The organism is Rothia aeria, from assembly GCF_016726365.1.
Lineage (GTDB): Bacteria > Actinomycetota > Actinomycetes > Actinomycetales > Micrococcaceae > Rothia > Rothia aeria.
The window spans coordinates 1,863,587-1,878,013 of record NZ_CP068102.1; the positions used below are offsets into that span (position 1 = coordinate 1,863,587).

A 14,427-nucleotide genomic window follows, 5' to 3' on the forward strand; every position below is an offset into this window, starting at 1 on the left:
CAGTATCTTCAAGCACGTGTTGCGATACCTTAAATAGCTCACCCCAGCGACCTTATATGTTGAACCAGCGCGGGTAACCCGGTAAGGTCTAAAACACTATAGACCAACCACTACACAAAGATGACGAAAAGATAATAGTAATGGCACGTAAAATCTTCCTCTTAGCTGGGGCGGCGGGTGCCGGTAAGAGCACCTGGATCGCCGCGCATCCTGAGCTCGCAGACCTGACGCATTCCTGGGATGCCGAGCGCCGCAAATGCGGATACATCACCTACACGCTCGATAACCAGCCCGCACTAGCCCTATCGCAAAATACCAGTGCCGAATCGAAGGCTATCCGCCGGGTAAACGACTGCGTGGAAGAGAATATGCGGCACGGCAACACCGTATTTATCGACAATATGAACGTGCTGCTGCGCAACATGAAAACCTTCCTCGAATTTGCGCGTAAATACTGCTACACCGCATACCTCGTCGATTTTCAGGGCGAACTCACCCTCGACGAACTGTATGCGCGCAACAGAGCCCGCGAATACACCAAGCGCGTACCTGAAGAGGTTATCGAGACTGCCTACAACAACCACCGCGAGCTGCGCGAGAACTGGCGCAGCACCCTCAAAAACTACCGGGATGTGGTCGCCGGGTACATCGCCCCCGACCAGGTTTTCGCCGAACTCTTCACCCCGGTGCGTGCGCTCGATAACTACCATAAAGTAGTCGTGGTCGGCGATATTCAGGGCATGGGTAGTGAACTCGAAAAACTCATCGACACTCTCTCACCCGAAACCGGGCTGAGCGATGAAAACATCTGCTGGATATTCGCCGGTGACCTTTTTGACCGCGGGCAAAACCCCGAAAAAGTCTTTGACATCCTCGAACCCGCCCTTGGCACCCTGCCCAATGTGCACCTCGTGATGGGCAACCACGAACGCTCCATTATGCACACTATCCGGGGCGTGCGCCGCTACCGTGATGCCCGCGAAACCCTGGACGCTCTCGCCGCCCACGGCGTGTACAACAGCCGGGTAATCGCCATGCTCAACACCGCTGTGAATATGATGCCCTTTACTCTCGGGCAGGAGCGTTATTTCGTGACCCACGCCGGGGTTGCGCCGCAGCTCTTCGCGGACTCCCATCGCACGCTGGAGGGCGTGGGGGAGGGGTACCTCACGGGGCTGTATGCAGATGAAACGTTCTATTTGGGTTCTAATCCGTACCCGCAGGCGCGGGCGGGTAAAACCCAGTACGCGGGCTACGAAGACACGCTCAATGACCTGAGTCGGGCCGCCGGTATCACCCAAATTTACGGTCACCGCCCGGCGGCGCTCGGTTCGGAAGGATACAGTAATCTCATTCCGTTAGAAAGCAGCGTCGAATATACCGGCGGCGAGCTGAGTGCCGTGGTGTTCAGCCGTGAGGACAGCGTATCCGGTGCACCTGAGAAAGCCGTATGGAAGCGTGAAATCGTGGAAATTCCATCGAGCTCCCTCATCCCCGATCCTTACGCCTCGGGGAGTAGAGCGGCGGGCGCCTCAAAAAGCACCGCAAACGGTGCCACAGAACCACTCAATGACGGGCATCGCCTGCTAGAGGAGATGCGCGCCAACCCCAATGTGAACGTGCGCGCCACCGAACCAGCGGGTGTGCTCGCGTGCAACTTCACACGCAAAGCCTTCTACAAAGGCGCCTGGGATAAGACCACCGCCAAAGCGCGCGGGCTGTTTATTCACGCCGAAACCGGCAAAATTGTGGGGCGCGGGTACGAAAAATTCTTCAATATGGATGAGCCCGGGCACGAGAGTGAGGCACACGTTCGTGAACGCCTCGCCTACCCGGCTGTGGCGCGCGCCAAAGAAAACGGGTACCTGGCGATTATTACGGTCTTCGACGGTGTGCTGACCGTCTACAGTAAAGGCGGGGCAACCGCCTACAGCCGCCACGCCGAGAGCATCCTGCGCGCGGCCCTCACCGAGGAAGAACTCACCCGGCTCACCGAGGCGCTCACCCGCATGGATTCCTCCCTGACCGTTGAGGTGGTCGACCCGTTCCGCGACCCGCACATTGTGCCCTACGAGCAGGTCACGCTCTACCTGCTCGATCTGGTGGCGAACACCGCGCAGTTCAGCGTGAAACTGGCCCGCTTTGAAAATCTGTGGCTCTCCCCGCAGGCCTTCGTACAGCCGCGCCCCACCGAAGACTACGGCTCCGTGCGCATCTCTACGGTCGAAGAAATTCCCCTCAAAGACGACGCCAATTTCACCCGCCTGCTCCAGAACGCGCGCACAAGCGACGCTGAAGGCTGGGTTATCCGCGACTCTACAGGCTATATGGTCAAAATCAAGGCACCTGGGTACTCCGCCACGAAACGCGCCCGCTCAATCCCGGTGCTCGTGGACTACCTGAAAACAGCGGAGAAACTTGAACACTCGCCGCACGCCTATGAGGATATAGAACGGTTTGAGCACAATGCGCGGCAGGCCGGAATTAACCTTGACGACTATATTGTGCAGGACATCTCCGCACGCCCGGTGTGGAACCTGCCACGCCTAGCGCCCCACCTGAATGTGCTGCTTGACGGGGTGCGCACGCGCGGCCGCTGGGGACAGGCGCAGTAGTTACCGCACGAACCTGCTCATGAGGGCCTCCAAAGCCAGGCGGGCGTTCGCGTTAGTGCGTAGCCGCCGCAGGGTTGTCTCAACCGCCTGAACATCTGAGAGGGTCTGCGCGGGGCTGGTGCGCGCCGCGTACTCCTGCAGCGGCTCCCGCAGATACTCGTTCAGCAGAGGGGCCTGCGCCCCCAGCTGCAGGGTTAGCGCATCCCGCAGAACCGTCTGAATATCGGCCACCGCGCGGATGAGCGTATCGGTCTGGATGCGCCGCGCCCGCCGCTTCTGCTGCTCCTCCAGACGACGCACCTGGGCCCGCAGGGTCGGGGCCACCCGCTCACCCTCAGCGATGCCCAGCATCGCCAGCAGCTCGGCGCGTTCGGCGGCATCACGCTGCTGCGTCGCGTCGGCGGCATCCTGCTCAGCCAGCGAAATCAGCCGCTCAGCCGCCTCCATTGCCGACGACAGGGTGCGGATACGCAACGGCAGGCGCGCAAGATCCTCCCGGCGGGTCAGCGCCTGCGGTACCGTTGCCAGCCGGTGCGCTACCTCGGCGTCACCGAGGCTGAGGGCGGCGGCGCGGTGGGCCAGCCCCGCCTCAACCCCTGTGCTTTCAAGGTACGCGGCGATCCTCTGTGTCTGCGGCACCGGCAGCTGCACGGGGCGGCAGCGTGAACGGATGGTGACCAGCACATCGGCGGGGGAGGGGGCGGTCAGCAGCCAGATCGTGTGCGGCGGCGGCTCCTCAATCGCTTTCAGCAGCACGTTGGAGGTGCGCTCAGGCATGCGTTCGGTGTCTTCCAGCAGAATCACACGCCAGCGGCTCACCGAGGGGCGGTCTTGGGCTTTGAGAACCAGTTCACGTGCCTCATCAATGCTGATGCTCACCGCCTCGGTACGGAAATGTGTGAAGTCGGCGTGGGAACCGTTCATGACGGTCACACACCCCCGGCAGGTACCGCACCCCCGGTCTGCCGGGTCGGGCTGGTCACAGAGCAGGGTTGCGGCGAAAACGGAGGCGGCCTGCCGGTTGAGCGAGCCCGCCCCGCCGGTAAAAAGCCAGGCGTGTGTGGGCGCCTGGGAAGAGGCATCTTGCCGTAGCTGCGCCGTCACGGGCTCAGGCGCTAGGAGGGCGTCCCACAGGCTCACAGCGCCTCCTTAGTTGGTGCGGTGTTTTCGCGCGGCAGTGACCGCTGAGCAAGTAGCGGCGTGATGGCGGCAAGCACCCGCTCGTGCACCTGCTCAATGGTGCCTGAGCCGTCAATGACCGTGTGCGGGCCGGTTGTTTCGGCGTGCGCCAGGTCGGTAAAAGCGGTGTGGGTGCGGGCCTTGAACTGTGTGTTTTCGGCTTCGATACGGTCGGTGGTGCCGCGTACGCTCACACGCTGCTCGCTTGCTGCGGGCGGCACCTCAAGGAAAAGGGTGGCATCTGGCAGCAGGTTACTGGTGGCCCAGCGGCTAAGGTCAACGATGCTCTCCACCCCCAGGCTGCGCCCCGCCCCCTGGTACGCGGCAGACGAGTCAATATACCGGTCGCTGAGCACAACCGCCCCGGCGGCGAGCGCAGGACGGATTTTCTGCGCCGCGTGTGCTGCGCGGGAGGCGGCGAAGATGAGAGCCTCGGTGCGGGCATCAACCGGGTCGCCGCTGTTGCTGAGCACGAGGTCCCGCAGTTTCTCCCCGATCTCGGTTCCGCCGGGTTCACGGGTGGTGATCACGGTGTACCCGCGGGCGGTGAGCGCATCAGCGAGCAGGGACAGCTGGGTGGTTTTGCCGGAGCCATCGCTGCCTTCAAAGACGATAAAAAGCCCGGTTGGGGTGCCGTCACTCACACGCGGGTGGTCTGCGGTGCCGGGGGTGTAACTCAGAGAATCCTTCACCCTATCTAGGGTACCGTGCCTGCCCGGTCCGCGCGGGGTGCGGGGTGTTTGCGGTCTCGGGCGCAGGTTACAGCCGTGTAAAACCTTGTGGCCTTGTGGCAGGGCCGGGATGCGCCGGGCGTGAACCTGTGCCACTCTTAAGGGTATGACTTCTGAACGTTTCTCTGCCGATACTTTTGTTGTGAGCGGCGGGCGTCCCGCGCATGAGCATGACGCGCCGGTGAACCCGCCCATTATTCTTTCCTCCACCTACCGTGGCACTGACACGGTTGATACGGTGAATGACCGCGTGTATGCGCGGTTCGCGAATGATACGTGGGAGGGAATGGAAGAAGTCGTTGCCCGCCTTGAGGGCGCCACCCAGCCGGGCCTGCTGTTTCCTTCGGGTATGGCGGCGGTTGCTTCGGTGATCGACTTGGTGCCGGTTGGTTCCGTTATTCTGGTGCCGAAGCACGCCTATATGGCGTCGGTGACCATGTGTAAGGATCTGGAGCGCCGCGGTATCGCTGAGGTGGTGCGTTATGACCTTGAGGACACCGCCTCTGTTATTGCTGCCCTTGAGGATGCGGCAGCCCGCACCGGTGTCACCCCCGGCACTGTTGACTATGCCGCCCCGAAGGCGCTCATCTGGATTGAGAGCCCCACGAACCCCATGCTTGAGGTGGGGGATGTGCCCGCAATTTGTGCGGCTGCGAAACGGCTGGGTGTGGTTTCTGCGGTTGATAATACGTTCTCCACTCCGTTGGTGCAGCGGCCGCTGTCGTTCGGGGCGGATGTGGTAGTGCATTCGGCTACTAAGTTCCTGGCGGGTCACTCGGATGTGCTGCTGGGCGTGAGCGTCACCTCAAACGAGGCGCTGTACCAGGCGATGCTGCACCACCGCATCACAAACGGGGCGATTGCCGGGCCTATGGAGGCGTGGCTGGGGCTGCGTGGGCTGCGTACTTTGGCGGTGCGGGTTGAGCGTTCCATGGCGAATGCGCAGGTGCTGGCTGAGCGGCTGGGGGAGCACCCGGCTGTGGTGCAGGTGCGTTACCCGGGGCTGCCCACTGATAAGGGGCATGAGCTGGCGAAGAAGCAGATGACCGGCGGGTTCGGTGCGGTGCTGTGCGTGGTGCTGAACACGGATGCGGCTGGCGCCCAACGCGTGGTTGAGGCACTGAAACTGTGGACCCCGGCCACAAGCTTGGGTGGGGTGGAGTCGCTGGTGGAGCGCCGCCGCCGTCACGGTAATGAGCCGGATTCCATTCCGGAGTCTTTGCTGCGCCTGTCGGTGGGGATTGAGAATGTGGATGACCTGTACGACGATCTGGTCAATGCGTTGAAGGAGATCGCTTAATGTCGCCGATTCAGCTGGTGATGCTGTTCATGTACTGGGCGGATCTGGTGTTGTCAGTAGCCGCCGCTGCCACCTGCGTGTGGGCGTTTGTGCAGGCGGCTGCGGCAGCCCCGAACGCCTATAAGTTCCACGATAAACGCACTAAGGGGTTCTGGATGGGGCTCACCGGCGGTTCGGCCCTGTTTTCGGTGCTGATGCTGTGGCTGGTGCTGAGGGGCGGGATGATGAGCAGCATGCTCCTGTTTGAGCTGATCGCCATCACCATTGCGATGGTGTTTTTGACGAATGTGCACCCCAGCGTCCGGCGCCGCCTGTAACTGGTGCCATAGTGGGGTACTGCCGGGTGCGGTGATCCGTGCGGGTGTGGGCAGCGGCATTTGTGCCGTAATGTGCCCACACCCCGGCTTTTAAGCGTCTTAAAGCATGACAAGCCGCGCTGGGGGTGGAAGAATAGGGGTATGACTTATAAACTAGTACTCCTTCGCCATGGCCAGTCTGAGTGGAACGAGAAGAACCTATTCACCGGCTGGGTTGATGTTAATCTGACAGATAAGGGCCGTGCTGAGGCTCAGCGCGGCGGCGAGCTGCTGAAAGAGCGCCACATCCTGCCGGATGTTGTGCACACCTCCCTGCAGCGACGCGCTATTAACACCGCAAATATTTCCCTGGATGCGGCTGACCGCCTGTGGATCCCGGTCAAACGCACTTGGCGCCTGAATGAGCGCCACTACGGTGCTCTACAGGGTAAGAACAAGTCTGAGATCCGTGAAGAATACGGTGACGAGAAGTTCATGACTTGGCGCCGCTCCTACGATGTGCCGCCTCCGCCGCTGGACGATAACGACCCTTACTCGCAGGCGAACGACCCCCGCTACGCTGATGTTGAGAACGCACCCCGCACCGAGTGCCTCAAGGATGTTCTGGGCCGTATGCTCCCGTACTGGGAATCCGATATTAAGCCTGATCTTGCTGAGGGTAAGACTGTGCTGGTGGCTGCGCACGGCAACTCGCTGCGCTCGCTGGTGAAGCACCTGGAGAATATCTCCGATGAGGATATTGCCGGTTTGAACATCCCGACCGGTATCCCGCTGTACTACGAGCTGGATGAGAACTTTAAGCCCGTCAAGCCGGGCGAGTACCTTGACCCCGAAGCCGCGAAGGATGCGATTGCGGCCGTCGCCAACCAGGGTAAGTAAATTCTCACCAACTGATTTGTAGGCGTGAAGCCCGTCTCCTCGGGATAATGTGTGACGTAGGAGGCGGGTTTCATGTTTTTGCTGGCCCGCACCGGCGGACATCTGACAACGGCGACGTTAGGAAGGAGGGGGAGCCGCCCTGGTTATTCTCATATCGGGTATTATTGGCCTGCTGCTGGGTGCTGTGAGCATGAGCTTTCTGCGCCGCAGCGAACGTGAGTGGGCGAATAATAGTGTGGTTGAGCCCGCCCTGAGTGACGGAGCGGCGCAGGTGCTCGCGGTGATTGGCCGCGCCTACGTGGTGGTTGATGAGGTCGGCGGCGTGGCGCAGGCGTCCCCCGGGGCCTACGCGATGGGCCTGGTGCGCGGGCACACGGTAGTTTCTGAGCAGCTGTCCGAGATGATCCGCACCGTGCGGCACCGGGGTATTTTCGTCGAGCAGGAGGTCGAAGTGGACCGCGGCGAGGGCGAGACGCTGGTCATTGACCTGCGGGTGGCGCCGGTGGGGGATGAGTACATGCTGGTGCTGGCCGATGACCGCACCGAAATTTCGCGTGTGCAGCGTGTGCGCAATGATTTTGTGGCCAACGTTTCACATGAGCTGAAAACCCCGGTGGGCGCTATTGGCCTGCTGGCTGAGGCTATTGAAGAGGCATCCGACGACCCGCAGGCGATTGAGTACTTCACGGGCAGGCTTCGCCGTGAATCGCAGCGGCTCTCGGCGCTGGTGCGAGATATTATTGAGCTGTCTCGGCTGCAGTCAGCGGATGTGATTGCCCGCGGCACCCTGGTATCTACGGATGCGCTGGTGAACGAGGCTCTTGACCGCAACCGGTTAGCGGCCGAAGCGAAAAGCATTGTGCTGCAGGCTCAGGTGCACTACAGCGGTGAGCTGTACGCCGACCCTGAGCTGCTGGGGACCGCCCTGCACAACCTGGTGGAAAACGCGGTGCGGTACTCGCCCGAAAAAACCCGGGTGGATCTGCTGATTGAACGTGAGGGGGACACCCTGAACATTTCGGTGACTGACCAGGGCGCAGGCATCCCGGAGGAAGAGCAGGCGCGCATCTTTGAGCGGTTTTACCGTGTTGATGCGGCGCGTTCACGCCAGACCGGCGGCACGGGCCTGGGGTTGAGCATCGTCAAACATGTGATGGGGCAGCACGGCGGGCAGGTGTCGGTGCAGTCGGTGCCGGGGCAGGGGTCCACGTTCACGCTGTCCCTGCCGATTGCCGATACGGCGGTTTAGGGCAGCTGGGGCGGCAGCGGCCGCAGGGGCGTATACGGCATAATGGTAGTAGCCGTCACGAACCCTAAGCGGAGGTATAGACCCCGGTGAAAATCCTGATAGTTGAGGATGAGGAAGCTCTCTCAGACCCCCTGGCGTACCTACTGGGCAGGGAGGGCTTCACGCCTGTTGTGGTGGATAACGGGCTGCAGGCGGTGCCCACTTTCGAACGTGAAGGCGCCGACCTGGTGCTTTTGGATGTGATGCTCCCGGGGCAGTCCGGGCTTGAGGTGTGTAAACAGCTGCGGGCGGTTTCTTCTGTGCCGATTATTATGCTCACTGCCAAAGATACTGAGCTTGATAAGGTGCTGGGCCTTGAGCTGGGCGCTGACGACTATGTGACAAAACCGTATTCTTCGCGTGAGCTGATTGCGCGCATCCGGGCTGTGCTTCGCCGCCGCAGCGGCGGGGACCCTGAAGAGGACGAGAGCCGTGCGCCGCTGGTGGCTGGGCCGGTGCGGATGGACGTGCAGCGGCATGTGGTGACTGTGGACGGTGGTGAGGTTTCGATGCCGCTGAAAGAGTTCGAGCTTCTTGAGATTCTGCTGCGGAATGCGGGGCGGGTGATGACGCGCGCCTCCCTGATTGAGCAGGTGTGGGGCGCCGACTATGTGGGGGACACGAAGACTCTGGATGTGCATATTAAGCGTCTTCGCTCCAAAATTGAGCCGCAGGCTTCTTCCCCCCGGTACGTGGTGACGGTGCGCGGGCTGGGATATAAGTTTGAGGCGTAGCCCCAGCGGTACCACACCGTAAACGGCGGGTGCCGCAGCCGCAGGATGCAAAAACCTGCTGGCGGGCACCCGCCGTTGTTCTATTTTAGGTGTTTTTCTATAACCGGCCGCTGAACTTGTTCTAACGCTGGGGTGAGGCGCTTGAAGCGGACTGCTCCGCACCGGTGGGTTCTTCCGTCGCCCCCGGGGCCAGGCTCAGGGTGGGTGCCTGGCTGGTTTCGGCGGTCGCCTCTGGGGTGCGCCCGCTGGTGGCATCGTGTGATGCGCGTGGGGTCTCGGGTACAGCGGAGGGGCTCACGCTGCCGCTGGGGGTCGCTGCATGACTCGCGGATGGGGCACCGGTGTGGGAGGCGCTGGCTGAAGCGTTCGCATTACCAGGCAGGTACGGCTTGTACTCTTTGAGGGTGCCGTCCATGACGGGGATGTTCAGAGTGCCCGATGCATCACCCACGGATACACGCGTGTTGCTCAGGGTTTCTCCGGGCTGTGGCGCCACCTGCGGGATCACGAGCTTGTGGTCGTCCTGTTCCAGGCGCACCTGCTGCCCTTTGGGGACGTTCACGGTTTTCGCCCCGGAGGGGAAGTTGAAGGTGACGGTCGCGTCGTTGTTGCCTTTGTTCAGTACGGTGCCTAGCACTCGCCCTTCGGCGCCTTTACCGTGGGAGACAACCATAATATTGCGCAGCTCAATATTGCCGTTAATGGTGCTGTGTACTCCGTCGGATGCGGCGTAATGCAGGGTAGTTGGCTGGGTGTAAATATACCCGCACCCGCTGACAGCCAGTAACGCGGCCCCTAGCGTTAGGCCCGCTCCGGCGCGTTTGAGTGCTGTAGAAACGGTGAACTTCACGACCCGTCCTCCTTGGTGTGGTGGCGAGCCGGTGAGGGCTCGGTGTGCGTGCTAGACGCCTCAGACGCGGGCGTTCTCCCGGACGGTGGGCGGCCGCGAACCGTGGCGTGAGATAAGTAATCTCTTGCACCATTCTAGCAATTTATCGACAAGACGTCGGTATATGACTCCCCAGGTTTCCCCAATGGGCTGTTCACGCCGTAGCGGCGGTTAGCGGACGGCTCTAGCTCGGGTGTATTGAGAGCTTTGGGCCGTGGACGGGAACACGCATAGCTCAATATCACATAGTGCCCGCGGCTTTTCCCACGGGCTGGCGGCTTTTGCGGCCTCCACCTGCGCGTATAGTGCACCGTATTCCCCGCAGTAGCCGCTGCGGGTCGCGGTTTCACCTCCCCGGCGGGGGCTGGTTTTGTTCAAGTATCCGCCGTATCGGGTACGCTCATTACGTGATGAATAAACTTGGTGTGACCGATATTGACGTTGCGGTCATTGTGCTCGCCTCGGGCTCGGGCACGCGCCTGGGTGAGCCGGTACCCAAGGCCGCCGTTAAGGTGGGCGGTAAAACCCTGCTGCATCATGCGCTGCAGGGGGTTCACGACTCCGGGGTCGCCGATATGATGGTGGTGACTCTGCCCCCCAACTGTAGTGAGACATGCCCGCAACTCTACGATGACGCCAATAGGTTCGGGGCGATGGTGAGCACCGGCGGGGACACCCGCACCGCCTCTGTGGTGGCGGCAATGCGTACAGTACGTGCAGTATGTTCGTTGCAGCAGATCCTTCCCCCACGTGTGGTTCTGATTCATGACTGCGCCCGGCCGTTTACCCCGCCGAGGGTGTACCAGCGGGTACTGGATGAGCTGAACACTGGCTCGGACGCAGTGATCCCGGTGCTTCCAGTGGTCGATACGATTAAGACAGTAGACGCCTACGGGTACGTGACGGGCACCCCGCCCCGCTCGCAGATGCGCGCCGTACAGACCCCGCAAGGGTTTGAGTGGTGGGTTCTTGAGGCGGCACACCGCCGCAGCCGACGGCTGCCTCCTGAAGAGTCTGAGAAGATCACGGACGACGCGATGGCCGTTGAGGCAGCGGGCCGACGGGTAGTGACCGTGCGCGGGCACATGGACGCCTTTAAGATTACGACGCCCATGGATTTGCGCATTGCCAGGGCTCTCTACGCAGCACCCGATTCTTCTGCCGCCTAACCCGTACACCTGCCCCGCCGGGTCATGACGTTTCGTCACAGGAAGGTGAGGGTGGGGAACCCACAGTACACCGCGACGAAAGGCACGCCATGACAGATACAACCAGCACACAGAACAGCCCCACCCCTCAGACCCCCCTCATACCCCGCGTAGGAACCGGTGTAGACGTGCACGCCTTTGGGGAGGAAAACACTGAGCTGTGGATCGCGGGGCTGTATTGGCCGGGCGAACGCGGGCTCAGTGGGCATTCCGACGGCGATGTTGTTGCGCACGCGGCCGCCGATGCGCTCTTTACCGCCTCCGGTACCGGAGACTTGGGCAGTAACTTCGGGGTGGATCGTCCAGATATGGCGGGCGCATCCGGAGTGCGTATTCTCTCGGAGGCGGCGGCAATCGTGCGAGCGGCAGGTTTTGAGATCGGCAACATCAGCGTGCAGCTGATCGGTAACCGCCCCAAATTTTCGCCGCGCCGCGCAGAAGCCAATCGTGTTCTGAGCGAAGCGGCTGGGGCTTCGGTGACCGTTACCGCGACCACGACCGACGGTTTGGGTCTGACCGGACGCGGCGAAGGCGTTGCAGCCGTTGCCACTGCACTCCTTTACCCTGTGGTGTAGTTCCCCGGACGGAAGATTATTAAATGAGAATCCGGCGGTACCCGCCGCTTGGGTGCTGTACCCCGTAAACTAGGTACTGTGACTATGCGTTTTTATGATTCAGCAACATCAAGCATCCGCGATTTTGAACCGGTAGTCCCCGGCGAGGCACGTATCTACTACTGCGGTGCCACCGTGCAGGGTGAACCGCATGTGGGGCATATCCGTTCCGCCCTGGTCTTCGACCAGCTTGCGCGGTGGATGCGCTACCGCGGGTTCAAAGTCACCACCGTGCGCAATGTTACGGATATTGACGATAAAATTCTGGCGAAGTCCGTTGAATCTGCACAGCCCACCTACGCTGGGGAACACCCCAACGAGCAGTGGTGGGCGCTCGCGTATCGATACGAGAAAGTTTTTGCGCGCGCATATGCGACGTTGGGTATTGACCCGCCAACCTATGAGCCGCGCGCGACCGGTCACATTCCTGAGATGTTTGAACTTATTCAGCGTCTCATCGACCGCGGGCACGCATACCCGGCGCTTGATGATTCTGGGGATGTCTACTTCGATGTGCGTTCCTGGGAACACTATGGCGCGCTCACCCGCCAGAGCGTAGATGATATGCAGGACTCCGCCGACGCAGACCCGCGCGGCAAGCGTGATCCCCGCGATTTTGCCCTGTGGAAGGGGTATAAGGAAGGTGAACCGGTGACCGCAGCGTGGGATTCGCCGTGGGGTCGCGGTCGTCCCGGCTGGCATCTGGAATGCTCCGCGATGGCAGGTAAATATCTGGGGAAGCGGTTCGATATTCACGGTGGCGGGCTGGATCTGCGTTTTCCGCATCACGAGAATGAACTGGCGCAGTCCACGGCGGCGGGCGATGATTTCGCTAACTTCTGGATGCACAACGGTATGGTCACCTACGAGGGCGAGAAAATGTCGAAGTCAATCGGCAACACCATTTCGCCCGTGCAAATGCTGCAGCAGGCTCGCCCGCTGGTGGTGCGCTATTACTTGGGTTCGGCACATTATCGTTCGGTGCTGGACTACCGCCCCACTTCATTAGAAGAAGCACGGGTTGCTATCGAGCGTGTGGAGGCGTTTCTTGCCGCTACCTCGGAGCTTATGGCCCCGAATCCACAAGAGCGTCGCGTACCACAGGATTTTGCGGATGCGCTCGACGACGATATGAATATTCCGCGCGCGCTCGCGGTGCTTCATGAGCAGACTCGCGCCGGTAACGCCGCGCTTGCCGCCGGTACGGATGCATCCGAATACGCAAACGCCGTGTGGGCGATGGCGAATGTGCTGGGGCTGACTTCGCTCATGAATCTTGACGGTTCGGGAGCATCTGGCACGGAGCATCAGGCATTAGATGCGCTTATTCACACTATTTTGGAACAGCGCGCGAGTGCCCGCGCCGAGAAGGACTGGGCAACCGCCGATAGGATGCGCGATGTTCTCGCTGCCGCAGGTATTACGGTCAAGGACGGCGCGCAGGGCTCTACGTGGAGCCTTAACGCATAACACATTCTCCGAAACCCCGCCCCGGAAGCGGGCATGACAGACATTGAACTAAAGGATACAGATATGGCTAAGGCAGGTTCGCGCCCCGGCGCTACCGCAAAGAAAAAGGGTGCGACGAAGGGCACCGGCGGCCACGGTCGGCGTGCGCTGGAAGGTAAAGGGCCCACCCCGAAGGCTGAGGACCGCGTTTATCACAAGGCGTATAAGATGAAGCGCGCGGCGGAGCGCCGTGCGGCTACCGGCACGAACCGCAAGTTCCAGACTCGTCTGGGCGGTAAACGCGTGAGTGATGAGTTGGTGACCGGTCGCAACGCGGTTCTGGAGGCACTTCGCACCAATATTCCAGCGAAGCACCTGTACGTGATGAGCCGTATTGAGGTTGATGACCGCGTGCGCGACATTATGACGATGGCGAATAAGAAAAACCTGCCCATGCTGGAGATTCCCCGCAGCGAGCTGGATCGTCTGACGGATGGTGCCGTGCATCAGGGGATCGCAATGCAGATTCCGCCTTACCAGTACCCGGATGCTACCGATTTGGTACTGGATGTTATGCAGCGCTGGCATGCTGGCAAACTTAAGTCGCCTCCGCTTTTCGTGGCTTTGGATGGTATTACCGATCCTCGAAATTTGGGCGCAATTATTCGTAGTGTGTCGGCTTTTAGCGGTGATGGGGTCATTATTCCCGAGCGTCGCTCTGCTGCGGTGACTGCAGGCGCCTGGAAAACGAGTGCGGGTGCGGCGGCCCGCATTCCGGTGGCGAAGGCAACGAACCTGACGCGCGTGCTGCAGCAGGCAAAAGAGCAGGGTATGTTTGTGATTGGTTTGGACGGCGGGGGAGACATAGACCTGCCGAATCTGCAGCTCGCTTCTGAACCTCTGTGCGTGGTGGTTGGTTCCGAGGGTAAGGGCCTTTCGCGTTTGGTGACGGAGACCTGCGATCAGATCGTGTCGATTCCCATTGATTCGGCTATGGAGTCTCTCAATGCCGCAATGGCAGTGGGTATTACCCTTTATGATGTATCGCGCCATCGCACCGAGTCTCACTAGCGGTCCCCCTTTACCACTGTGCGTGTGTAGAGAACTCATTTGTTTAAAATTTTAACGTTAGCTTCATATTTAAAGGTATTTCAAGGTATACGGTGCTATAGTCATACCGTCTTCGATGTATGTGTGAAGACGTAAAGTTTTTACTTGAGGGAA

13 protein-coding genes are annotated in these 14,427 nt (G+C 60.8%); 10 read left to right on the forward strand and 3 right to left on the reverse strand.

Annotated elements, in window-relative coordinates:
• Positions 1-140 precede the first annotated feature (140 nt).
• A complete protein-coding gene (locus I6I94_RS08075) occupies positions 141-2,615 on the forward strand; it encodes an RNA ligase (RefSeq protein ID WP_201620591.1) in 2,475 nt (824 codons plus the stop codon).
• Here the strand turns inward: I6I94_RS08075 and I6I94_RS08080 are convergent, their stop codons facing one another.
• Together I6I94_RS08080 and tmk are read right to left on the reverse strand one after the other, a co-directional pair.
• Positions 2,616-3,755 (reverse strand): DNA polymerase III subunit delta', encoded by a 1,140-nt coding sequence (locus I6I94_RS08080; protein ID WP_128087066.1) that lies wholly within the window; start codon positions 3,753-3,755, stop codon positions 2,616-2,618. It lies immediately after the preceding gene.
• Positions 3,752-4,486 carry a dTMP kinase gene (tmk, locus tag I6I94_RS08085; protein ID WP_201620592.1) on the reverse strand — a complete coding sequence of 245 codons (735 nt, stop codon included), beginning with the start codon at positions 4,484-4,486 and terminating at the stop codon, positions 3,752-3,754. Before tmk ends, I6I94_RS08080 begins: the two co-directional genes overlap by 4 nt.
• A 145-nt stretch (positions 4,487-4,631) precedes the next feature.
• Between tmk and I6I94_RS08090 the strand changes: the two genes are divergently transcribed.
• From I6I94_RS08090 to I6I94_RS08110, 5 genes are all read left to right on the forward strand, one after another.
• The gene (locus I6I94_RS08090; RefSeq protein WP_037237020.1) at positions 4,632-5,825 is read left to right on the forward strand and encodes a trans-sulfuration enzyme family protein; all 1,194 of its coding nucleotides are present in this window, start codon (positions 4,632-4,634) and stop codon (positions 5,823-5,825) included.
• Positions 5,825-6,142: a DUF2516 family protein gene (locus I6I94_RS08095; RefSeq protein ID WP_006887602.1), complete on the forward strand. Its 318-nt coding sequence runs from the start codon at positions 5,825-5,827 to the stop codon at positions 6,140-6,142. The genes I6I94_RS08090 and I6I94_RS08095 overlap by 1 nt, the downstream gene beginning before the upstream one ends.
• 141 nt (positions 6,143-6,283) lie before the next feature.
• The gene (locus tag I6I94_RS08100; RefSeq protein ID WP_006887623.1) at positions 6,284-7,021 is read left to right on the forward strand and encodes a phosphoglyceromutase; all 738 of its coding nucleotides are present in this window, start codon (positions 6,284-6,286) and stop codon (positions 7,019-7,021) included.
• 190 nt (positions 7,022-7,211) lie between these two features.
• Complete coding sequence (locus tag I6I94_RS08105) at positions 7,212-8,270, forward strand: sensor histidine kinase (RefSeq protein WP_201620593.1); 1,059 nt, start codon at positions 7,212-7,214, stop codon at positions 8,268-8,270.
• 86 nt (positions 8,271-8,356) lie between these two features.
• The gene (locus tag I6I94_RS08110) at positions 8,357-9,043 is read left to right on the forward strand and encodes a response regulator transcription factor (protein WP_201620594.1); all 687 of its coding nucleotides are present in this window, start codon (positions 8,357-8,359) and stop codon (positions 9,041-9,043) included.
• A 121-nt stretch (positions 9,044-9,164) separates the two neighbouring features.
• Here the strand turns inward: I6I94_RS08110 and I6I94_RS08115 are convergent, their stop codons facing one another.
• Entirely contained in the window at positions 9,165-9,893 is a 729-nt protein-coding gene (locus I6I94_RS08115; protein WP_006887609.1) for a hypothetical protein, read from the reverse strand.
• Between the two features lie 449 nt (positions 9,894-10,342).
• Between I6I94_RS08115 and ispD the strand changes: the two genes are divergently transcribed.
• From ispD to rlmB, 4 genes are all read left to right on the forward strand, one after another.
• Positions 10,343-11,101 carry a 2-C-methyl-D-erythritol 4-phosphate cytidylyltransferase gene (ispD, locus tag I6I94_RS08120; RefSeq protein WP_201621000.1) on the forward strand — a complete coding sequence of 253 codons (759 nt, stop codon included), beginning with the start codon at positions 10,343-10,345 and terminating at the stop codon, positions 11,099-11,101.
• A gap of 89 nt (positions 11,102-11,190) precedes the next feature.
• Positions 11,191-11,715: a 2-C-methyl-D-erythritol 2,4-cyclodiphosphate synthase gene (gene ispF, locus I6I94_RS08125; protein ID WP_201620595.1), complete on the forward strand. Its 525-nt coding sequence runs from the start codon at positions 11,191-11,193 to the stop codon at positions 11,713-11,715.
• Positions 11,716-11,793: 78 nt separating this feature from the next.
• On the forward strand, positions 11,794-13,224 hold the full coding sequence (cysS, locus tag I6I94_RS08130) for a cysteine--tRNA ligase (RefSeq protein WP_128087063.1): 1,431 nt from the start codon (positions 11,794-11,796) through the stop codon (positions 13,222-13,224).
• 63 nt (positions 13,225-13,287) lie between these two features.
• Positions 13,288-14,274 (forward strand): 23S rRNA (guanosine(2251)-2'-O)-methyltransferase RlmB, encoded by a 987-nt coding sequence (rlmB, locus tag I6I94_RS08135; RefSeq protein ID WP_201621001.1) that lies wholly within the window; start codon positions 13,288-13,290, stop codon positions 14,272-14,274.
• The last annotated feature ends 153 nt before the right edge of the window (positions 14,275-14,427 follow it).